Origin of the sequence: Nocardia sp. GP40, from assembly GCF_050434125.1 — a bacterium.
GTDB classification, from domain to species: Bacteria; Actinomycetota; Actinomycetes; order Mycobacteriales; family Mycobacteriaceae; genus Nocardia; species Nocardia albiluteola.
In genome coordinates, this window is sequence record NZ_JBNPVW010000012.1 from 222,757 (window position 1) to 244,672 (window position 21,916).

Sequence of the window (21,916 nt, forward strand, 5' to 3'; positions counted from 1 at the left end):
GACACGAAGTACACCCGGGGTACATCCGGGACAGTTGGTAGATGAGGAATTCCTGATGACAGAGAATGTTTCCGATACGGCGGCCCGGATCACCGGTTCCGCCAGTCGGCGCGGAGCGCTGAAGCTGCTCGGTGGCGTGGGCGGCGCCGCGGCGGTGGGCTCGCTGCTCTCGGCCTGCGCGAGCGCGACAGGCACGAAATCCGGTGGCGGCGTTGGCAATTTCCCGTCCACGCCGGGATGGAAGTTCGTCTTCGTCAACCACGTCACGACGAACTCGTTCTTCATCCCGACCCGCACCGCCCTCGACGATGCGTCCAAACTGCTGGGCTTGCCGACCCCGCAGTGGACCGGCTCGGAGAACGGCACCGTCTCGGAGATGGTGAGTGCCTTCGACAATGCGATCAATTCCGGCGCCGCGGGCATCGCGATCCCGCTGACCGACAACAACGCCTTCATCGAGCCCACGAAATCCGCGCTGGCCAAGGGCATTCCGGTGGTCGCCTACAACGCGACCGCGCCGGGCAACTATCCGCTGGCATACATCGGGCAGGATCTGTACCAGTCCGGGCTGCTCATGGGGCAGCGGATCGCGCAGACCGTCACCTCGGGCACGATCCTGGTCGGCATCGCCCAGCCGGGCGCGAACAATCTGCAGCCCCGCCTCGACGGGCTCACCGCGGCGCTGAAGCAGGCCGCGCCGAATGTGGTGGTCAAGTCGATCAATACCGGTGCGGAGCAGGCCGGTGAGCTGAACGCGATGACCGCCGCGTACGCCGGTCAGCCCGACGCGGCGGGCCTGTACGCCGTCGACGCGGGCAGTACCGCCTCGATCGCCCAGCTGATCTCGAGCAAGAACATCGCGGGCAAGGTGCATGCCGGCGGCTTCGACACGCTGTCCGACACGATCAAGGGGGTCGCCTCGGGCGCACTGGATTTCACCATCGACCAGTCCGCCTACATGCAGGGCTTCCTGTCGGTGCTGTACCTGTACCTGTATCGGGTGTCCGGCACGCTGCTCGCGCCGCCGCAGACCGACACGGGCCTGACCTTCGTGACGAAAGGCAATGTGGCGGCGTACAACACGGGCAGCGCGTACGAGGGCCAGCAGGGGCACAACCTCGGCACGATGCCCTCGGCGATCCCGCTACCGCAGCCCTCGACCGTGCAGATCTGAGTGAGCGTGCATGGTGCGCAGAGCATTGCGACAACGGGCACGGGCGACCCCGGCGGCAGAGGTGGCGGCGGCGTGACGGAACGGACCTTCGGCGCCGCCGTGCTGCAACCGCTGGTGCGGCAGAAGGAATTGAGCATCCTGATCGCCACCGTCGCGGTGGCGATCTATTTCAGCGGCACGACCCACGGGTTCACCAGCTCGGACAACTACCTCACGATCGTGCACTACCTGGCGCCGTGGGCGATCGTGGCCGCGGGCGAGGTGATGCTGCTGATCTGCGGCGAGATCGATCTGTCGACGGGCTTCATGTTCACCCTGTCGCCGTTCATTCTCATGTCGTTCTACAACGGCGGCACCCCACTGATCCTGGCGGTGCTGCTGGCGCTGGCGATCTGCGCGGGAATCGGCGCGTTGAACGGCTTCGTCACCACTCGGTTCGGGATCGCGTCGTTCATCGTGACGCTCGGCAGTTCCTTCCTGCTGGAGGGTATCTCGCTGCTGATGTCGAACGGTGCACCGGTCGCCGCGCCGTCCTCGGGCTGGGTGGTACAGCTGTTCGGCAAGGCCCATTGGGCCGAGCCACTGTGGGTGCTCGGAATCGTGGTGGTGATGCAGATCCTGCTGTCCGCCACGCGATTCGGCGTGAGCACGCAGGCCACCGGTGGTAATCCCGTGGGGGCGGCCGAGGCCGGTATCCGGGTGAATCTGGTGAAGATCGTGAACTTCTCGATCGCCGGCACCCTGGCGGGCCTCGGCGGCATCATCGACGGGCTGCGGCTGGGATCGTTCGATCCGACCAACGGCGGCCCGAACACGATGTTCCTCGCGGTCGCCTCGGCCGTGATCGGCGGCACCGCGTTGCTGGGCGGGCGCGGCACCGTGGTCGGCGCTCTGCTCGGCTCGATACTGCTGGGCATCGTCTTCGACGGCTTCGCCCTGGCCGGGGTCAACGCCAATACCTTCGACGTGGTGCTGGGTATCGCGATCGTGATCGCGATGCTGCTGAACGTGTACCTCGGTCACCTACGCAAGCGAGTGAGTCGCACATGACAGAGTCCGATTCGAATCCCGTGCCGGACAACGTGTCCGGCGGCGGTGATTCCGATGACATCATCCGCGCCGAGCACGTCGGAAAGCGGTTCGGTGCGGTGCAGGCGCTGCGCGATATCAATCTCCATGTGCGCCGGGGCGAAATCCTGGGACTCATCGGAGACAACGGCGCGGGTAAGTCGACGCTGATCAAGATCCTGACCGGATTCCATCAACCCGACCAAGGCCGACTGCTGTTCGAGGGCAACCAGACTCGGCTGCGCTCGGTGGTGCACGCCCGGTCGCTCGGCATCGAGACGGTGTTCCAGGATCTGGCATTGGTCCCGGACCTTCCGGTGTACCTGAACCTGCACCTGAACAAGGAACTCGTGCATCGTCCGCTGCCGTTCCTGCGCCGGGCGGAGATGAAGCGCAAGGCGCGAGAATCCCTGGACCGCATCGGAATCAACATTCCGTCGGTGACCGCTGAGGTGGGGTCCCTCTCGGGTGGCCAGCGCCAGGCCATCGCGGTGGCCCGGTCGGTGCACTCCGATGCCAAGCTGCTGCTGCTCGACGAGCCACTCGCGGCCATGGGCGCCAAGGAGGGCGGGCAGATCCTGCAGCTGCTGGATCGGCTCAAGCAGCAGGGTGATCTGGCGATCATCCTGATCGCGCACAACTACAGCCAGGTCGTGGACGTGTGTGATCGGGTGAATCTGCTCCAGCACGGCGAGATCACCTTCGACAAGCCCTCCGCCGAGACCTCGGTGGAGGAGCTGCTGGCGCTGGTGCATGCCGAATACCGGCTGCCGCGCGCGTCGGACGGGTGAATCGCGACCAGCGAATGAGGGGATGCGGGCCGCTCCGGAAGCCGGGGCGGCCCGCAGGATCGGATCAGATCTCCACTTCGTGCACCGCGGCGCCGGCACGCACATCGAGAATCGTCAGCAGCACCATCTTGCATGTTGCCATTTCGGACAGGTGCCCACGGAGGGTTATCACCACATGTGCCGCCGCTCGCCGGCATTCCTGGACGAGATCGACGAACGCGGGCGGCAGCGTCCCATTCTGGGGCGAGGGCTCATGAAATACCGTGGCGAGTTCGAAGCCGAGCGACCGGGCGGCCCTGCGTAGCCGGTCTTCAATCGAATTCGAGTCGCCGTCACCGAGTAGATCGTCGCGCAGGTATCCGTATGCCAGAGGTAGTAGAACAGTAGTCATGGGTGATTCGGTTCCGGTTGGCGTCGGCCGGCCACCGGAGACATTGCGTGGTGAGCCGGATGGATCTGTTGTCGCTGTGCGGCCATCTCGCCACACGGCTACCATCATGCGCCGATGATAGCAAGAGTGCATCGGTAACATACCTAGGGACTACCGATACTTGATACGTACCTGCGGTCGAGTCACGGACCCAAGCGCCTTCCCGGCAGCGCCGCGCGCCTGGGCCGAACACGGTCGTGACCGGCTACGCATCGAACAACGACCGTCTCGTCCGGTCAGTGCGGTCGCCGGGTGGCTTCGCGCCGGACCTGGTCGGCGAATTCCCCGGGTATGTGCGCGGTGATGTCCGCGCGAGGTGATGTCCAGCTTACGGAAGATGGCCGAGATTTGGGCGTCGACGGTCCGGGGCGACTTGCCACGACGGCCGGCAATGGCGGCGGTGATCCACCCGGCCGCGGCCAGAATCGCAACCTGCTGTTCGGTGTGGGACAGGTCGTACCAGTGCGATTCGAGGGCCTTGTCCGCTGACGTCTCGGTGGTCAGTGTGCCCAGCGCCAGCCGCAGTACCTCGTTGCGCTCCGGACGCAGACGCATGCCCCAGGCCGCTGCCGCGGCGTAGGCATCGGGTCCCAGTACCCGGTGGGCGGCGGCGATAGCCTTCTCGGATTCGTCGAGGAGGGGGCCCGACGCCTGTGTGTCGATGCCGAGCTTGGCTCGCAGGGTCGTGGTGCCGCCGGCCAGGTGGGCGATTTCGAGGGCCATGGCGACCACTGCACCAGCCATACCGCGGCCCATTGCTCGTTGGTGGCGAGGTGATACGCCAGCGAGGACCGTTCCAGGGCCAGTGCTTCGGTCGGGTTGCCGAATCGGGTCACGGCCGACCTGACGAGTTCGGCACACGCCTTTTCCCAAGGAATCCTGGAGACGATCGCGCGATCGAGGCGATGGTGGCCATGGCCCCGATCTGGAGTTCGGTGGGCCGTGGGATCGCCTCCCGCGTGGCGTCGAGGCAGCGCATGGTCCACTGGCGTATTTCTCGGACCGACCCGCTGGTGAAGCACACCTGCAGGGTGATCAGCCCGAGGCAGATCTCCAGACCGTCTCCGGCTCGGCCCGGGGGCCGCTCCGGGTGCGCCGGCGCGGCCCGCACTGCCGTCTATGCGGTTCCGAAAGCGAAAACCGTTGTGGAGTTGTAGGTTTGGCCCGGATTGAGCGTGGTGGAGGGGAAGTCGGCGTGGTTGGGGGAGTCGGGGTAGTGCTGGGTCTCGAAGGTCATTCCCGCGCCCTGGCGGTAGATGTGACCGCTGGTGCCGGTGAAGGTTCCCACGATGAAATTGGACGTGTAGAACTGGACTCCGGGCTCGGTGGTCGACACCGTCAGTGTGCGGCCCGACGCCGGATCTTCCACCTTGGCCGCCTCGACGAGCCCGGTGCTGCTGCCGCGGTTGATGACCCAGTTGTGGTCGTAGCCCTGAGCCAGCAGCAGCCGGGGGTCATCGGCGTTGATGTGCGCGCCGACCGCGGTGGGCGTGGTGAAATCGAACGGGGTGCCCTTGACCGGGACGATCTGCCCGGTGGGTATCTGGGTCGCGTCGGTGGGGGTGTACGAATCGGCGTTGATCGTCACCTTCTGGTCGTAGACGTTGAGCGCGGACTCGCCGGCCAGGTTGAAGTAGCTGTGATTGGTCAGGTTGATCACCGTCGGGGCGTCGGTGGTCGCCGCATAGTCGATCTTCAGCTCGTTCTTCTGATTCAGGGTGTAGGTGACCGTGGTCGACAGGGTGCCCGGATACCCCATTTCGCCTGCGGGACTGGTGTATTGCAGCTTCAGTCCGACCGTGCCGCCGCCCTGTAGCGAGGTTGCCTGCCAGACCTTGGTATCGAAGCCGTCGGTGCCGCCGTGCAGGCTGTTGCCGTTGTTGTTGATCGGCAGATGGTATTGGATGCCGTCGAGGGTGAACGTGCCCTTGGCGATCCGGTTGCCGTAGCGGCCGATGATGGCCCCGAAGAAGGTCTTTGCCGAGCCGGTGAGGGCGAGGTAGGAATCCAGGGTCGGGAGGCCGAGCGTCACGTTGTCGACGTGCCCGGACTTGTCGGGGACCTCGACGGATTGAATGATGCCGCCGTAGGTCAGGATTCGCACCCGCATGCCGTGACCGTTCGTCAGGGTGTAGCGGCTCACCGCCGTACCACTCACCTGACCGAACGGCTCGCTGGTGATCGCGGGCGCGGCGGCGGGTGTGTTCGCGCCGCTGCTGTCGGCCGTGTTCTTCGTTGCGGTGCTACTGCATCCGGCCAGGCTGACGACCCCGGCGATGGCCAGTAGTCGCAGTAATGTCTTGCCGCGCATGGGCGCTCCTTGCACTCTCATCGAAATCCCCCGTGCCGAGCCATTATCCGCGCATTGCGGTGTTCGAATGGCTGGTTTCGGGCACGAATGTCCAATGATTGGATGATTGAATGAAAGGAGTTGAGCCCGGCGGAAAGCGGACCGAATGGTCTGCCTTCCGCCGGGCTCGTGCGCCGGAATCAGTCGCCGACGACGCGCGGTGGTGCGTCGAACGAATTGACCGCGCCGACCGCGGCGCCGGCCGCCGCGCCGACGGCCGCCGCGGGCACGGTGATGGCACCCGCGCCCATGGCGGCCCCCAGGACCGGTCCGGCGACGATGCCCACCGGAACGAGCGGCAGGCCGGCCACGAGTCCGAGCACCCCGCCGATGAGGCCGGAGGTGAGCGCGAACGGCGCCGAGGCGGTCGCGCCCGCCACCGCGCCCATGGCGGCGCTGCCGATCGTCTGGCCCGCGATCCGGTCGGAACGGGTGCGTTCCATACCGACCGAGTCGAGGAAGGTCGCCAGATTCGCCTCGGCCTGGGCGGATTGGTCGTTGATTTCGATGGCCTGCTCGCGATCGATCCAGGCCGGGGCGGGCACCTGGACGTCGCCGAAGCGGAGCTCGCCCGGCGGCGGCGCGATCGGCGGAACCGCGGGCACCGGCGCCGGCAGGTGCAGGGCGCCGACCGGGGCCAGGTAGCTCTTGTCCGGCATGGGCCGGGCGTTCTGCAGCGAGCTGAGCGTGTTGCTCGGAATGCGCAGGCCCTGGTACGGGTGGATGTCGGGCGCGGAGGTCGCCGGCCACTGCGGGGCCTGATCCTGATGCGATGTCGGTTGCGGCTGGCTGGGCGCCGCGTTTGCGGTACCGCCTCCGACGATCGCCACTACTAGGGGTACAGCACCCGCCGCGACGACGCTGCCGACCCGATTGCGATGCGGGTTCGGCGCGCGGTGTTTACCTCCGGCCATCGGTCACCTTTCTTATGCAGGGGATATCGACGCACGACATTCGGATCCATGGGGGGATCGGATGGGTCGACTCCCGGTATGCGCGAAAGGCGCTGGTGTAGCTGAAAATTAACTGTGCGAGTGCTATCCGGCCTTCGGCGCCGGCTTGTTCGCCGCACCGTTGCCGGCGCCGAGGTCGGCCTCGGCGCGCACCTCGGAGGCATCCTCGTCGTTGCCGGCCAGCGCCTCCAGGGCCAGCCGCGCGAACACCCACTGCTCGGTCGCGGCCATCTGCCCGCGGTGCCGGCCGAGGAAGGCCACGAACCACTGCACGACGGTCATGAACCGGCTGCGGAACCCGACCAGGTAGTACAGGTGCAGCCCGAGCCACATCAGCCAGGCGAAGAAGCCGCTGAACTCCAGCTTGCCGATCTGGCACACCGCGTCGAAGCGCGAGATGGTGGCCATGCTGCCCTTGTCGAAGTACTTGAACGGCGCGCGCTGCGCCGGCTGCTGCTTGCCCGCCAGCTCGGCCTTGATCTGCTTGGCGGCATACGTCGCGCCCTGGATCGCGCCCTGCGCCTGCCCGGGCACGCCGGGCACCGACATCAGGTCGCCGACGACGAAGACGTTCGGGTGCCCCTTGATCGTCAGGTCCTTTTCGACGATGACGCGCCCGGCCCGGTCGACCTCGGTGCCCTCGGAGCGCTCGGCGAGCATCCGGCCCAGCTCGCTGGCCTGCACGCCGGCCGACCAGACCTTGCATGCGGCCTCGATGCGGCGTTCGCCGTCATGGTCCTTGATCGTCACCCCGCGCGCGTCGACATCGGTGACCATGGCGTTGAGCTGAATCTCCACGCCCATCTTCTCCAGCCGCTGCTGCGCCTTACCGCCCAGCTTGGGGCCCATGGGCTTGAGCACCGCATCGACGCCCTCGACCAGAATGACGCGGGCGTCGCGCGGATCGATGTTGCGGAACGTCCCGACCAGAGTGCGGTCGGCGAGCTCGGCGATCTGCCCGGCCAGCTCGACGCCCGTGGGTCCCGCGCCGACGACGACGAAGGTCATGAACCGGTCGCGCAGTTCCTGCGTGGGGGCGAGCTCGGCCTCCTCGAACGACCCGAGAATGCGCGCCCGCAGCTCGAGCGCGTCATCGATGGTCTTCATGCCCGGGGCGTACGTGGCGAAATGATCGTTGCCGAAATAGGACTGCTGGGCGCCGGTGGCCACGATCAGGCTGTCGAACGGGGTGACGGTGTCCCGGTTGAGCAGCTCCGAGGTGACGGTGCGGTTGGCCAGGTCGATATCGTGCACGTCGCCCAGGATCACCTGGACGTTCTCCTGCTTGCGCAGCACGATGCGGGTGGCCGGGGCGATCTCACCGGTGGACAGGATGCCGGTGGCCACCTGGTAGAGCAGCGGCTGGAACAGGTGGGTCGAGGTCTTGGAGATCAGGACGATATCGACCTCGGCGTGTCTGAGGTGCTTGCACGCGAACAGGCCGCCGAAGCCGGAACCGATCACCACCACGCGGTGGCGCTGCTTACCGCTGGTCTGGTTGCTCATGTTCTCCCGCTCCTCGCGCAATGCGTTTGGTCTCCCGACACGCCATACGGTAGTCGGCGACTCGCCGACAGTCACGACGAGCGGTTCGGTACGGTGCGTCCGGTTCAGGCGTCGGGCGGGCCGGTCCCGGTGCCCGCGGGCACGATCAGCGGTCCGACGAACCGGTCGCCGCCGATGCTCTCGATCGCCGGCCACAGGAATGCGGTGAGCCCGTCGATGAATGCGCCGCGATCGCGGATGGGGGTGCGGCTCCAGTCTTCGGCCGACATCAGGATCGCGCCGGCGGTCGCGCTCGCCCACACGCGCGCGACCATGGGATCGGCGCCGACGGCCTCCAGGATCGCCTCGAAAACCACTGTGCCCCAGTCGGACAGCCGGGCGAAGAAGGGGCGGCGGTGACCGCACACCGTGGCATCGTCGGACTGCAGGCGCTGCATCATCAGGTGGTACAGGTTCGGATTCGCGTCGACGAAATCACAGACCAGCGCCACGATGTCGCGCAGTAGCTCGCGCACCGGCAGCGGCCTGGCCAGCAGCGCGTTCGCGGAGGCGAGCAGGCTCGCCATGTGCCGCTCGGCGAGCGCGTCGACCAGGGCGGGCATATCGGGGAAGACGGCGTAGACGGCGGTGCGGGCGTATCCGGCCTCCGCGGCGACCTGCGCGATGGTGATCGGCGTGCCCGTGGTGGCCACCCGCTCGGCGGCGTCCAGGAGCTCACCGCGCCGTGCGACGGGATCGCGCGGCGGCCCGGGGGGCCTGCCCCGCGAACGCCCGGAACCGCGCTGCGGATGCGCGGATCTCGTCACTGGTGTATCCCTTGTCACAATCTCATCCTACCGGTAATGTACGGGATGTACTTTTATTGGGAGGCTCATTTTCATGGTCAGCGTCGACAGTGCCGAACGGGAAAACCTCGGTTTCCTGCAGATACCGGACAGGCATCCGATCGACCGATTACTTCGCACCCTGCCCACTCGCGACAAGATCCTGGCCCCCGCGCCGGCCGAGAGCGGCCTGAAGCCGGTCCGCGGCGACGCGGGGCTGCCGCACATCGGGCGCTCGCTGCAGTTCCTGCGCTGGGGAACCGCGGAGCTGGTGGATCGCTATCACCGCTACGGGCCGGTCAGTTACAACCCGACCCTGGGGGTGCAGCGCGCGTTCGTCGCCGGCCCCGAGGCCGTCGACGAGGTTATCGCCAAGCGGCGCAACGACTTCGGCCAGGGCTGGGACTGGTTCATCGGCCCGTTCTTCCACCGGGGGCTGCTGCTGCTCGAATTCGACGAGCACATGTTCCATCGCCGGATCATGCAGCAGGCCTTCACGCGTGACCGGCTCGCGGCATACTTGGCCGCGCTGGGCCCGGTCGTGGACAAGGCCATCGGGCAGTGGGTGCCCGATGGCGCCGATGCCCGGCGCGTCAAGCTGTATCCGACGGTCAAGGATCTGACGCTCGAGACCGCGACGGACGTCTTCATGGCGGCCGATCCGGGGCCCGAGCGCAAGCGCCTCGGGGCGGCCTTCCTGGACTCCACCCATGCCGCGCTCTCGCTGGTGCGCCGTCCGGTGCCGGGCACGCCGTGGCATCGGGGCCTGCGGGGGCGCAAGGTACTCGAGGAGTACTTCACGCGGATGATTCCGGAGAAGCGACTGTCGGACACGCCGGACTTCTTCTCCGCGCTCTGCCATGCCCGCACCGAGGACGGGGAGCAGTTCAGCGACGCCGACGTCGTGAATCACATGATCTTCCTGATCATGGCGGCGCACGACACCACGACGACGACCGCCACGGCGATCGCCTACTACCTGGGGCGTCATCCCGAGTGGCAGCAGCGGGTGCGGGAAGAGGCACTGGCCATGCACGCCGAGATCGGCGGCGCGGCGCCGACCATCGCCGATCTGGACAAGCTGCACGATCTCGATCTGGTCATCAAGGAGTGCCTGCGGCTGGTGCCGCCGGTGCCCGGGCTGGTGCGCAAGGCGGTCCGCGACACCCAGATCGCCGGGCATTACATTCCGGCCGGGACCTACATCGATCTCGCGTACGGGGTGAATCATCTGCTGCCCGAATTGTGGTCGCATCCGGAGCGTTTCGATCCCGAACGCTTCGCCGAGCATCGCCGCGAGGACAAGTCGCACCGCCTGGCCTGGCTGCCGTTCGGTGCGGGCGCGCACAAGTGCATCGGCATGCACTTCGGCACCCTCGAGGTCAAGGTGATCATCGCGGCCATGGTGCGCGACTACGAGTGGAGCTTCCCAGACGACTACCTGATGCCGTGGGGTTTCAGCACCATTCCGTTCCCCCGCGACGGCGCCCCCATGCTGTTGCGCCGACGTTAGGCGTACCTCCGCATTCGCTCCGGCCGTGCGCGGTTTCGGACGGCTACGCCGGCGGTGCTCGTTAAGCGTTGCGGGACAAAGGTTTCGGCGGATTCGCCGCGTTGCGAATCCGCCGGAACCGTCTTATCCGCGGCCCTGGAACAGCAGCTGCGCCACGTGGGTGGTGGTCTCTTCGCCGTCGTTGTAGCCGCCCTGGTTGCCCAGGTTGTTCATGATCGCCAGGGTGTAGCGCTCGTTGGGGCCGGCGAAGCCGACGGAGTTGACCACCCAGCCGGACTGCTCCTGGGACCAGCCGTTCTTCAGGCCCGGGCGCATCGCGGAACCGGCGCCCCAGACGCCCCAGTGCTGGTCGACGTCGACATTGCGCATGCGGTCCAGCAGATATGCCTTGTCGGCGGGGTTCATGTGGTCCAGGACGTTGGACATCAGGCGGTCCAGGTCCGCGGGCGTGCACTGCTGGAACCCCCAGTCCGGGAACACCCGGTCGGGGGGTGTGGGACGGGGGACCAGGCCGGTCATGCCGTTGGCGCGGAAGGCGTTGGTGAACGCCCGGCGGTCCGGACCGGCGTACTTGGCCCACAGGATGTCGGCCGCATTGTCGTTCGAGGTGGCGAGCATGTGCTCGAGCAGTCCGCGGTCCTGCGGGCTGATCACGATGGCGCCGACGCGCTCACGGTTGATCAGATCCTCCGCGATCGCCAGCTTGATCGTCGAGGCGGTCCAGAACAGCGTATTGGCGTTGTTGTTGCTGTACACCGCGCCGGTATTGCGGTCGCGCACAACGTAACCCGTGACACCCGGCCGGCCCGCGAGATACGAGTTGGCCTCGGCGATGCGCTGGCTCATATCGCAGTCGAAGCTGCCGATACAGCCCTGCACCCGAATCGGCACGGCCGCGGCGGGCGCGGGATGCACGGTGGGTGCGGCGGTCAGCAGGCCGGCGGTGAGGACGCAGGCGCCGACGGCGATCCGCGAGGGACGTGAGGTGCGCGCGGCGGCGCGGGGATAACGCACGGTGCACCACACTAGACAGACGGGCGGCCCTCGCGCACCTCTTGAGCTCGGGTCGAGGTTGTGCTAGCAGCGGCGTGGTCGTTGCCGCGCAGCGGATTTGACGACGCGGCCGCGACCTCAGCGGAACGCGGCGAGCAGTTCCTCGACGCTGCGGCCGTTGAGGCGGTAGCAGTGTGCGAACGCCTCGGTGTGGCGGTCGCGGGGCCAGGAATGCAGGACGCTGGTGCGGCCGTAGTGCCGCGAGTTGACAAGTTCCCAGCGGTCGCCTATCCGGCGAACCGTGAACCCCGATCTGGGCATGAGGGGAATCACCGACGCAGACATCAACCGAACCAGCCTTTCGAAAACCGCTTCTCCCGTTGCCTCCCCGCAGAGCACTGTGGCACATCGCGCACCGGCATCCGGTGTGACACGCGGTAGCGAATTCTCCGTGGCGCACAGATGACGTGTCTCGCACGGATCCGCTTGTGTTGCTACGAATTTGGTATGTAGCAGGTATTTCGGTCAATACGGTGCTCATGGGCAATCGCTGCAGAATAGCCGGGTCATCGGCGGGAGTTGTGGCCGTGATCGGTCCCGCGGTGCGCACATGCGCCACGGTGTGTCGGCAGCGATGCGCCCGGAACCGGGTGCACGATGAATGGACCGTGGCAATCTGCCCGTGACAGCGCCGTCGGTGGGGCGCGTGACGCGTAGCCGAATGGTCGATCCGCCGAAGACGCGGGGCGCGGGCGGCGATCACCGCGGCGAACGGAGGTGGAGAGTCGGATATCCGGACGGCGTCGGTGATGCCGTAGGGTTGCGCTCCGGCCCGGTGCCGCCCGAGCGGAGGCGTGCGGGCGCTGTCCGGCGTATGCGCGAGGCGCCCCTGCCGCGGAATCGGATCGAGACGGCACACGTGACCACACCGGTTCCCGCCGTCGACCCGGCCCGGATCGAGTGACCGCGCCGGTATTCGGCTTCCGGAGCCGCGCGCAGGCAACAACTACAGGAGGCGGTCGATGACGCTGTACATCCACCGGGCCGAGCGGGCGGATGTGCTCGCCGACGAGCTCGCGTCGGTGCTCGCGCGACCGCTGACCGATCCGTTCGCCGCGGAGGTCGTGGCAGTCCCGGGGATGGGTGTGCAGCGGTGGCTCGCGCAGCGGCTGGCCGGTGCACTCGGTGCGGCCGCCGGCGACGGGGTGTGCGCGAACGTTCGGTTCGCGGCGGTGGCCGCGCTGACGGCCGAGGCGCTGGGCGCGGCGACCGGCATCGCCCCGGACCGGGATCCGTGGGCTCCGGAGCGGATGGTGTGGACGCTGTTGCGCGTGCTCGACGCCTCGCTCACCGAACCGTGGTGTGCGGTTCCGGCTCGCCATCTCGGTGCCGCGACACGCACCGACGTGCCCGGAGCGGATACTGCCCGCGGCCATCGGGCGGGCCGGAGGTTCGCCACGGCCGCCGGTATCGCGGCGCTGTTCGACGGCTATGCCGCCCAGCGGCCGGCCCTGATCTCCGAGTGGGCCGCCGGCGCCGATACCGACGGCTGCGGCGCCGAGCTGCCCGCGGATCTGCGCTGGCAGCCCGAGCTGTGGCGGCGGCTGCGCGCGGAAATCGGCGCCCCGAGCCCCGCCGAACGTCTCCCGGGCGGCTGTGCGCGGTTGCGAGCCGAACCGGGTATCGTCGATCTGCCGCAACGGATCTCGCTGTTCGGCCCGAACCGCCTGAGCGCCGACCAGCTGGCGGTGCTGGCGGCCCTCGGACAGCACCGGGACGTGCACCTGTGGCTCGTGCATCCGAGCCCGGCGATGTGGGAGAGGCTGGCCGCCGAATGGGCCTCCGGTGCCGTGTCGTTCGATGCCGGAGATGAAACCGGTTCCACCGCAGTGATTTCCGCGCATTCACCGGCACGGGCCGAGGATGCGAGCGCGCTGTCGGTGGCACATCCGCTGCTGGCGGGGCTGGGCAGGGATGCGCGGGAACTGCAACGGCGCCTCGGCGCGCTGGGGCCGGTGATCGATACCAGCTATCCGTTGCCTGCCGAAAGCTCCCCGCGGACACTGCTTTCCGCGCTGCAGGAGGGCATCCGGACCGACGTGTGGCCCCCGCACGCCGATTCCGCGCTCGACGACGGTACGGTGCAGGTCCATTCCTGCCACGGCACGGCGCGGCAGGTCGAGGTGCTGCGCGACGTGCTGCTGGGCCTGTTCGCCGCCGATCCCGCCCTCGAGGCACGCGATGTGGTGGTGCTGTGCCCGGACCTCGACACGTTCGGGCCGCTGGTGCGCGCCGCGTTCGGGCACGCCGATCCGCGCGGGCACGAGATGTCTACGGCCGCGGTCCATCCCGGCCACGGCCTGCGCGTCCGGCTGGCCGATCGCACGTCCGGCGCGGCCAATCCCGTGCTGGCGGTGCTGCTGAGCCTGTTCGAGCTGGCCGACGGCCGGGTGACCGTCACCCAGGTGCTGGATCTGGCCGCCGCCGAACCGGTCCGGCTGCGGTGCGGATTCGACGACGACGACATCGAGCGGCTGCGCGAATGGGCCGCCGAGACCGGGGCGCGGTGGGGGATCGGGCTGCGGCAGCGGCAGGCCTTCGGCCTGGGCGAATTCGCGCAGAACACGCTCAATTCCGCGGTCGACCGCATCCTGCTCGGCGTCACGGCGAGCGAATCCTCGCAGGACTGGCTGGATCTCGCGCTGCCCCTGGAGGACGTGGACTCCGGCGATGTGGACCTCGCGGGCCGATTCGCCGAGTTCACCGACCGGCTCGCGGTGTGCGTGCGGGAGCTGCGGGGGCCGACCCCGGCCGACCCCGCCGGCGGCCCGCGGCCCGCGCACGAATGGCGCCAGGTGCTCGGCCGCACGCTGGAGTTGCTCACCGAGGTGTCCTATGCCAATGCCTGGCAGGGCGTGCAGGCGCGGCACGAGCTGTCCGAGGCGCTGGAGCACGGCGGTGACGTCCCGTTGCGGCTGCCCGATATCACCGCGCTGCTGCACTCCCGGCTCACCGCGCGCCCGGGACGCACCAATTTCCGCACCGGTGAGCTGACCGTCTGCGGGCTGGCGCAGCTGCGCTCGGTGCCGCATCGCGTGGTGGTGCTGCTGGGCCTGGACGACGAGGTGTTCCCGCGGGCGGGCGGCATCGACGGCGACGACGTGCTCGCCCGTCGCCCGCGCGTCGGCGAGCGCGATGCCCGCGGTGAGGATCGCCAGCTCCTGCTCGATGCAATCATGGCGGCGCGGGAACGGCTGGTGCTGGTGCACACCGGCGCCGATCCGGTAACCGGCGCGCACCGCCCGCCCGCGATCCCGGTCGCCGAACTGCTCGATGCGCTCGCCGCGCAGCGCGGCGGCGCGCTCGGGCCGGTCCGCGTGCGACATCCGTTGCAGGCCTTCGACGGCCGGAACTTCGATCCGGCGCGGCCGTTCAGCTTCGATGTCGTCGCGCTGGCCGGGGCGCGGGCCGCGGCCCGGCCGGCGCAGTCGCCGCCGGACTTCCTGCCGGCCCCGCTTCCGGCCGCGGTGCGATCGGATGTGGAACTGGCGGAATTGATTTCGTTCATCGAACATCCGGTGCGGGCATTCCTGTGGCAACGCCTGGGCATCCGGGTGCCCGAGGAGGACGAGGAGATCGACGAGCGCCTGCCGATCGAGCTGGACGGCCTGGCGAAATGGAATATGGGAGAACGCATGCTGGCCGCCCGGCTGCACGGCACACCGGCCGAGGCGCTGCGCGCGGCCGAGTGGCGGCGCGGGACGCTGCCGCCGTTCGGGCTGGGTGCCGCGGTGCTCGACGACGTCGAGAACACCGTCGACCGGCTGGTGCGAGTGGCGCGCCCGATTCACGAACTGCCCTCGCGCAGCGTCGATATCGCGGTCGATCTGGGGGAGGGCCGGCTGCTCAGCGGTACCGTCGCGGACGTGCACGACGACGCGGTGGTGCGGACCACCTTCTCCCGCCTGGCCGCGAAGCATCGGGCCGCGGCATGGGTGCGGGTGCTGGCCCTGGCGGCGACCGAGCGGCATCAGGGCTGGCGGGCTCTGACCATCGGCCGCGGCCGATTCGGCCGTCCCGCCTGGCGTTCGGTGCTCGCCGCCCCCAATGGCGCGGCGGCGCAGGAGATCCTGCGCGATCTGGTGGCGCTGCGCGACGAGGGGCTGGCCGAGCCCTTGCCCATCGCCCCCGCCGCCTCGGCGGTGTACGCCGAACGCCGATGCCAGGGCGCGACGATCGCCGAGGCGCGCGCCGCGGCCGATCAGGAATTCCTCGGCGGCCCGAACGGCCCCAAGGCCTACGGCGAACACACCGACCGCTACCTGCGCTACATCTGGGGGCAGTCCCCGCGCCTGGAACTGCTGGAAACTCCGCTGCCCGAGCCCGATCCGTCCGGCGAGAGCACCCGCTTCGGCGCCCTGGCCCGTCGCCTGTGGAATCCGCTGCTGGCCGTCGAAACCCAGGGGCAGCCATGAAAGAGGACATGACCGAGGAACTGTTCCCCGTCGAGGCCCCCGCTCACCGCCCGCGCCGCCGCCCGGGCGCCAAGTCGGCGGCACAACGTTCCGCATCGGCGCCGACCGGGGATCTGTTCGCCGAGCCCGGCGACGCGGCCGCGCCGGTTCCACCGCCCGAACCGGCACCGGGATTCGAGCAGGGCGCGACCGAGGTTGGTGGCATCCTCGAGGACATGCCGGAATCGGCGCGAAGGTCCGAGCCGAGTGCGGACGATGTCGGTGCCGTCGACATCGGCGGGCGCGCCTTCGAGTTGTGCGGGGAGTTGCCGACCGGGACGACCGTGCTGGAGGCGAGTGCGGGGACCGGGAAGACGTACGCGATCGTCGGGCTGGCGGTGCGGTACGTGGCCGAGGGCGAGGTCGATATCTCGCAGTTGCTGCTGGTTACGTTCAGCCGGGCCGCGACGCAGGAGTTGCGGGAGCGGGCGCGGGACCGGTTCGTCGCGGCCGCGGCCGGGCTGGCGGATCCCGGCGCCGCGCGGCAGAGCGGGGACGAGCTGATTCGCCATCTCGCGCAGGGGGATTCGGTGCGGGTGGGGCAGCGGCGATCGCGGCTGCTGGCGGCGCTGTCGGACTTCGACGCGGGCACCATTGCCACCACGCACAGCTTCTGCCAGCGGATGCTGGACGAGCTCGGGCTGGCGGGGGAGCAGGATCCGGGCGTGCGGATGGTCGAGGACGTCGACGACTTGGTCGCGACCGTCGCCGAGGATCTGTTCCTGGCCCGATACGCCCGCACCGCACCGCCCTTCGCATTGAAGGACGCGCGTGCCCTGGCGATCGCCGCGGTCCGCGACCGGCACGCCCGGCTGGTCCCGGATGCGGAGGACGGCGACGAGACCGCCTCCGAGCGAGTCGCCTTCGCCGCCGCGGTGCGCGTGGAAACCGAACGGCGCAAACGCCTGTCGGGAATCCGCGACTTCGACGACCTGCTCGTGCTGCTGCACGACGTGCTCGCGGACCCGGTGCACGGCGAGCGCGCCCGCGGGCGGATCCGGGACCGGTTCCGGGTGGTGCTGGTCGACGAGTTCCAGGACACCGATCCGCTGCAGTGGGACATCCTGCGCGGCGCCTTCCACGGTCACCGCACTCTGGTGCTGGTCGGCGACCCGAAGCAGGCGATCTACGCCTTCCGGGGCGCGGAGGTTTTCAGCTATCTGGATGCGGTGGCGCAGGCGGACCGGCGCCGGGAGCTGACAGTGAACCGGCGCAGCGACGCCGGCCTGCTGACGGCGCTGGAACACGTGATGGGCGGTGCGAGGCTGGGGCACAAGGAGATTGCCGTGCACTCGGTTCGGGCGGTGCGCCCGTGGACCCGGCTCGGGCTCGGTGGGCGAGACGAAGACCGCACGAGGGACACCGACAGTGCGGGCGCCGCAAGGGAAGCCGACGACCACGCCGGTGAGCGCGCGACTGTTGGGCAGGGCGTCACTGGGCAGACCGACGGTGCGCAGGGCATTGCTGGGCGGGCAGCGGCCGAGTCGGCTGGTGCTGGGCGGGCACCCGGTGGAGACGTTGCCGTCGGTCGGAGCGCCGCTGGGCGAACCGCCGGTGTCCTGCGAGCTGCTGGGGATCCGCTGATTCCCTTGCGGCTGAGGTGTTTTCCCCGCACCGGTGCGGGGCCGCTGAACAAGCCCGGCTTCCCGGCGGTGGGCCGGCAACGCTCCCGCGTCGCGCAGGACCTGGCCGCCGATATCGTGCGGCTGCTCGACTCGAATGTGACGATCGGTGAGCGGGCCGCCGGACCCGGCGACATCGCGGTGCTGGTGCGGACCCGCTCGCAGATCGACGTCGTGCGATCGGCGCTGGACGAGGTGGGCGTGGCCTCGGTGCTGGCCGGTGGGGCGAGCGTCTTCGCAACCCAGAGCGCGGTCGACTGGCTGTGGCTGCTGCGCGCCCTGGAACAGCCGCACCGCGGCGACCGGGTGCGCCTGGCCGCTGCGACCCCGCTGTTGGGCTACTCGGCCGCCGAGATCGATTCCGGCGGAGCCGATCTGGTGGGTCGGCTGGCCCAGCAGCTGCGCGAGTCGGCGCGGCTGTTCGGCCGCACCGGATTCGCCGCGGTGTTCGAGCGCCTGGCCACCGACGCCCGGCTCGCGCCCCGGCTGCTCGCGGTCGCGGGTGGGGAGCGCCGGCTGACCGACCTGCGGCACATCGCCCAGCTGCTCGATCAGGCCGCGCTGCGGGAATCGCTCGGCCTGTCGGCGCTGTCCCGATGGCTGGGCGACCGGGTGCGCGATCCCGCCTCGGGCGCGGTATCCGATCGCAGCCGCCGCCTGGATCGCGATGCCGCGGCGGTGCAGATCGCCACCGTCCATGCCAGCAAGGGCCTGGAATTCCCGATCGTGTACCTGCCGTTCGCCTGGGACAACGCGCGCAATCCGTATCCGGCGACGCTGGTGTTCCACGCCGAGGACGGTGGCCGCGTGCTCGACGTCGGGGGCCCGGAGGCGCGCGGCTACAACGACCGCAAACGGCGCAGCGAGACCGAGGAGGCCGGGGAGGAACTGCGCCTGCTCTATGTGGCCCTGACCCGCGCCCAATGCCAGGTGGTGGCCTGGTGGGCGCCCACCTACGGGACCGGGGCCGCGCCGCTGCACCGGATGATCCTGGGCCGTATGCCCGGCAGTCCCGAGGTGCCGGGCCGCAGCGAGGTGCCGGTGGATGCGGCAGTGCTGGAACAGCTTTCGCAGTGGGCCGCCACCGCGCCGGGCGAGGTGATCGCCCTGGAGCCGGTGCAGGGGGTGCCCGCGGTCCGGTCGCGCTGGGAGCGCGAGGATTCCGTCCCCGCGGAATTCGCCGCGGCACGGTTCGATCGAACCGTCGACCAGGACTGGCGGCGCACGTCGTATTCGGCGCTGACCGCCGGGGCCCACGAGTCGCACGCCGCCGGACCGGAGGCGCCCGAGGGCATCACGGATGAACCCGAGGCTCCGGCCGCGGAGCTCGAGGAGGTCGAATTCGATTCCGCCGCACCCTCGCTCATGAACACGCTGCCCTACGGTGCCGATTTCGGCACGCTGGTGCACGGCGTGCTCGAATACGTCGATACCGATGCGCCGGACCTCGCCGCCGAGGTCCGCGCCCGCTGCGCGCAGGCCGTCGCCGAGCTGCTGGCCGACATCGACCTCGAGGTGCTGACGAGGTCCCTGCTCGCGGTGCTGCACACCCCCCTCGGGCCGGCGTGTGACGGCAGCGATATGGGATCCCTGGCGCGGATTTCCGGCCGCGACCGGCTGAACGAGCTGGACTTCGAACTCCCGCTCGCGGGCGGCGACAACCCGCGCGCCGAGCGGGTCACGCTGCGGCGGATCGCGGACCTGCTGCGCAAGCATCTGCGACCCGACGACGTCTTCGCCGGGTACGCCGACCAGATCGATACCCTCCCGGACACGCCCCTGCGCGGCTTCCTCACCGGCAGCATCGACGCCGTCCTGCGCACGGCCGGACCGCGTTTCGTCGTCGTCGACTACAAGACCAACCGCCTGGGCACCGGCGAGCTGACCGTGGCGCACTACACCCGCGACCGCATGGCCGCGGAAATGATGCGCTCCCACTATCCGCTGCAGGCGCTGCTGTATTCCGCCGCCCTGCACCGCTATCTGCGCTGGCGCATGCCCGACTACGACTCGTCCCGGCACCTGGGCGGCATCCGCTATCTGTTCGTCCGCGGCATGATCGGCCCCGAAACACCCTCCGGTCATGGCGTATTCGAGTGGGATCCGCCGATCGCGCTGGTGCGGGACCTGTCCGATCTGCTTGCCGGGAGGTCCGAGCGCGGGCGGGAGGCGAGCGAGTGATCCGCATCGATGCTGTGAGTAACGGCTCGGGTGATCGCCCCCGGCTCGCGGGTGGCGGTGGTGCTTGTGCCGCGTGGTGGCGGCGGGACCGGGAGGCGCGATGACCGCGATTCAGTTGGCGCAGCGGGCGACCGGACTGTTACGCGTCTTCAACGAGGCGGGCGTGCTCTCGGCTGCGGATGTCCATGTGGCCCTGCGGCTGGGCAAGCTGGGCCGCGAGGAGAACGAGGCCGTGCTGCTGACGACGGCGCTGGCGGTGCGCGCGGTGCGGTCCGGTTCGGTGTGCCTCGAGCTGGAGCGGATGCACGAGATCGGCGTGGACGGTGAGGGTTTCGACGGAGACGGCGATCCGGATCTGATCGATCCCGAGACCCTGCCGTGGCCGCGGGTGCCGGATGTGCTTGCCGCGCTGCGGGTCAGCCCGTTGATCGTGGGGAGCGCCGCCGGGCCGCTGCGCCCGCTGCGGCTGGTGGAGCCCGGCGGCGCGGGCCCGCTGCTGTATCTGGATCGCTACTACCGCCAGGAGCAGACGATCCGGGAGGTGCTGACCGAACGCGCCGCCACCCATCCGCTGATCGATCCGGAAACAATTCGGCGGCAGCTTGATCGGCTGTTCCCGGACTCCGGTGCGCCGGGTGATCCGCCGGATCGTCAGCGCGTCGCGGCCGCGCTGGCCGCGACCCAGTGGACCACCGTCGTCGCCGGCGGCCCGGGCACCGGAAAGACACACACCATCGCCCGCATTCTGGCTCTGCTGGTGGCCCATCAGCGCGCGATGCCGGGCGCGCCCGCGCTGCGCATCGCGCTCGCGGCGCCCACCGGCAAGGCCGCCGCGCGCCTGCAGGAGTCGGTGCGCGAGCAGGCCGTGGAACTGGAGCTGCCGGAGCTCACCGCCGCCACCCTGCACCGCCTGCTGGGCTGGCAGCGCGGCGGCGCCACCCGATTCCGGCACCACGAATTCAACCGGCTGCCGTACGACGTGATCGTCGTCGACGAGACCTCGATGGTGTCGCTGACGATGACCAGCAGCCTGCTCCCGGCGGTGCGTCGTGACGCCCGGCTGGTCCTGGTCGGCGATCCCGACCAGCTGGCCTCGGTGGATGCGGGCGCGGTGCTCGCGGACCTGGTCGCCGGACCCGTCGCGGGCCCGCCGAATCCGCAGCTGGAGCAGGTGCTCGGCGCGGAACTCGGAACCGGATCCGGCGCCCAGCAGGGCGAAGCGCTGACCGCCCGGGAGCGGGATCGGTTGCGCGGGGGCATCATTCGCCTGACCCGGGGCAGGCGGTTCGGCGGCCGCATCGCCGATCTGGCGGTCGCGGTCCGTGCCGGGGATGCCGATGCCGCGCTCGGACTGCTGGCGGACGGGGGTGCGGAGCTCTCGCTCTGCGGACCGGACGACATTGCCTCGGTCCGTGTGGATGTCACGCGGGTGGCGCGCGACTGTACCGATGCGGCCGAGCGCGGCGACGCATCCGCGGCCCTGGTCGCCATGGAGTCGCATCGGCTACTGTGCGCGCACCGGCAGGGCCGGTTCGGCGTCGAGCGCTGGGACTCGATGGCCGCCGGCTGGGTGGCCGCGGCCGGGATCGGTACCGAATCCGGTGCGGGAGGGTGGTTCCCGGGTCAGCCCCTGCTGGTGACCGCGAACGACCACGAGGCGCGGATCTACAACGGCGACACCGGCGTGATCGTCCGTGGTCCCGACGGTTCGCTGCGCGCGGCGCTACAGCGCGGCAGCGAGCCCTATCTGGTGCATCCGACCCAATTCCCCGGTGTCACAACGGTCTACGCGATGACCATCCACCGCAGCCAGGGCAGCCAGTACGGCACGGTCTCGGTGGTGCTGCCCGGTCCCGAATCGACCCTGCTCACCCGCGAACTGCTCTATACCGCGATCACCCGCGCCCGCAGGCACGTCCGCATCATCGGCACGGAAGACGCGATCCGTGCCGGTATCGGCCGCCGTGTGCTGCGCGCCAGCGGCCTGCGCGGGTGAG

15 protein-coding genes are annotated in these 21,916 nt (G+C 69.5%); 7 read left to right on the forward strand and 8 right to left on the reverse strand.

Translation table 11 applies throughout. From position 1 onward, the window contains the following. Positions 1 to 55: 55 nt before the first annotated feature. The 3 genes from ABH933_RS31960 to ABH933_RS31970 all read left to right on the forward strand — a co-directional run bounded on the left by ABH933_RS31960 (position 56) and on the right by ABH933_RS31970 (position 3,033). Positions 56 to 1,174, forward strand: coding sequence for a substrate-binding domain-containing protein (locus ABH933_RS31960; protein WP_429423416.1), 1,119 nt, complete (start codon positions 56 to 58; stop codon positions 1,172 to 1,174). Positions 1,175 to 1,246: 72 nt separating this feature from the next. Continuing rightward, on the forward strand, positions 1,247 to 2,224 hold the full coding sequence (locus tag ABH933_RS31965; RefSeq protein WP_429423417.1) for an ABC transporter permease: 978 nt from the start codon (positions 1,247 to 1,249) through the stop codon (positions 2,222 to 2,224). Beyond that, positions 2,221 to 3,033 (forward strand): ATP-binding cassette domain-containing protein, encoded by an 813-nt coding sequence (locus ABH933_RS31970; RefSeq protein WP_429423418.1) that lies wholly within the window; start codon positions 2,221 to 2,223, stop codon positions 3,031 to 3,033. The genes ABH933_RS31965 and ABH933_RS31970 overlap by 4 nt, the downstream gene beginning before the upstream one ends. A gap of 64 nt (positions 3,034 to 3,097) precedes the next feature. Here ABH933_RS31970 and ABH933_RS31975 read toward each other — a convergent pair whose 3' ends face one another. From ABH933_RS31975 to ABH933_RS32000, 6 genes are all read right to left on the reverse strand, one after another. Next, the gene (locus ABH933_RS31975) at positions 3,098 to 3,424 is read right to left on the reverse strand and encodes a hypothetical protein (protein ID WP_215916881.1); all 327 of its coding nucleotides are present in this window, start codon (positions 3,422 to 3,424) and stop codon (positions 3,098 to 3,100) included. A gap of 150 nt (positions 3,425 to 3,574) precedes the next feature. Beyond that, positions 3,575 to 4,207 (reverse strand): helix-turn-helix transcriptional regulator, encoded by a 633-nt coding sequence (locus ABH933_RS31980; RefSeq protein ID WP_429423420.1) that lies wholly within the window; start codon positions 4,205 to 4,207, stop codon positions 3,575 to 3,577. A gap of 373 nt (positions 4,208 to 4,580) precedes the next feature. Next, on the reverse strand, positions 4,581 to 5,774 hold the full coding sequence (locus ABH933_RS31985; RefSeq protein ID WP_429423421.1) for an aldose epimerase family protein: 1,194 nt from the start codon (positions 5,772 to 5,774) through the stop codon (positions 4,581 to 4,583). Between the two features lie 179 nt (positions 5,775 to 5,953). Then, entirely contained in the window at positions 5,954 to 6,727 is a 774-nt protein-coding gene (locus tag ABH933_RS31990; protein ID WP_429423422.1) for a hypothetical protein, read from the reverse strand. A gap of 123 nt (positions 6,728 to 6,850) precedes the next feature. Then, positions 6,851 to 8,272 carry an NAD(P)/FAD-dependent oxidoreductase gene (locus ABH933_RS31995; protein ID WP_429423423.1) on the reverse strand — a complete coding sequence of 474 codons (1,422 nt, stop codon included), beginning with the start codon at positions 8,270 to 8,272 and terminating at the stop codon, positions 6,851 to 6,853. 104 nt (positions 8,273 to 8,376) lie between these two features. Then, positions 8,377 to 9,078, reverse strand: a complete 702-nt coding sequence (locus tag ABH933_RS32000) for a TetR/AcrR family transcriptional regulator (RefSeq protein ID WP_429423424.1) — start codon at positions 9,076 to 9,078, stop codon at positions 8,377 to 8,379. A gap of 73 nt (positions 9,079 to 9,151) precedes the next feature. Between ABH933_RS32000 and ABH933_RS32005 the strand changes: the two genes are divergently transcribed. Next, positions 9,152 to 10,609, forward strand: a complete 1,458-nt coding sequence (locus ABH933_RS32005; RefSeq protein WP_429423425.1) for a cytochrome P450 — start codon at positions 9,152 to 9,154, stop codon at positions 10,607 to 10,609. 123 nt (positions 10,610 to 10,732) lie between these two features. On the opposite strand, the gene ABH933_RS32010 is transcribed toward ABH933_RS32005, so the two are convergent. Together ABH933_RS32010 and ABH933_RS32015 are read right to left on the reverse strand one after the other, a co-directional pair. Further along, positions 10,733 to 11,623 (reverse strand): tat pathway signal sequence, encoded by an 891-nt coding sequence (locus tag ABH933_RS32010; protein ID WP_429423426.1) that lies wholly within the window; start codon positions 11,621 to 11,623, stop codon positions 10,733 to 10,735. A 117-nt stretch (positions 11,624 to 11,740) separates the two neighbouring features. After that, positions 11,741 to 11,923, reverse strand: a complete 183-nt coding sequence (locus tag ABH933_RS32015; RefSeq protein ID WP_245400731.1) for a hypothetical protein — start codon at positions 11,921 to 11,923, stop codon at positions 11,741 to 11,743. 701 nt (positions 11,924 to 12,624) lie between these two features. On the opposite strand from ABH933_RS32015, the gene recC reads away from it, so the two are divergent. The 3 genes from recC (at position 12,625) to recD (ending at position 21,915) form a co-directional block, all read left to right on the forward strand. Further along, positions 12,625 to 16,077: an exodeoxyribonuclease V subunit gamma gene (recC, locus tag ABH933_RS32020; protein WP_429423427.1), complete on the forward strand. Its 3,453-nt coding sequence runs from the start codon at positions 12,625 to 12,627 to the stop codon at positions 16,075 to 16,077. A gap of 215 nt (positions 16,078 to 16,292) precedes the next feature. After that, the gene (locus ABH933_RS32025) at positions 16,293 to 19,919 is read left to right on the forward strand and encodes a UvrD-helicase domain-containing protein (protein ID WP_429423489.1); all 3,627 of its coding nucleotides are present in this window, start codon (positions 16,293 to 16,295) and stop codon (positions 19,917 to 19,919) included. A gap of 100 nt (positions 19,920 to 20,019) precedes the next feature. Further along, entirely contained in the window at positions 20,020 to 21,915 is a 1,896-nt protein-coding gene (gene recD, locus ABH933_RS32030) for an exodeoxyribonuclease V subunit alpha (protein WP_429423428.1), read from the forward strand. Position 21,916 lies beyond the last annotated feature (1 nt).